Below are 450 nucleotides of genomic sequence, written 5' to 3' on the forward strand. Positions count from 1 at the left end.
CGGCGTGCCTCACCTACTTTGAGCGCGTAGCCGGTGGTAGTGCCTCAGCTATTTTGAGCGCGTAGCGCGGAAGGCTTGCCCGATGTGGAGGGCAAGATCGACATGGCCGCAAGACGGCAAGTAACCAACAAACTGCGAGGTCAGTACCGTAGGGCGTCCAAGGCGGACAAGGGCGAGATTCTGGATCGGGTGGTGGCCACGACCGGGATGGGTCGCTCGACGGCGCGGCGGATGCTGAGTGGCCCGAGGCTGGCGGATCCGGCCGAGCAGGTCGACGGGCGCAGCTTGCGGCCGCGGGGCTTCAGCGACGACGCCAGGGCGCTTTTGGAGCATGTGTGGGCGTTGATGGGCATGCCGTGCGGCAAGTACCTGGTGGTCATGGTCGAACTATGGCTGCCGCTGCTGACCGCCGCCGGTGATCTTGACAAACCGTTCGCCACCGAAGCGGCC

Annotated in this window: 1 pseudogene; it reads left to right on the forward strand. The window is 65.6% G+C overall.

Annotation, left to right across the window (positions count from 1 at the left end):
• Window positions 1–84: 84 nt before the first annotated feature.
• Window positions 85–450 (forward strand): annotated as a pseudogene (locus AC5Y4T_RS26175) (integrase catalytic domain-containing protein); the annotation flags it as partial.

It is taken from the genome of Mycobacterium sp. NGS11, assembly GCF_059813315.1.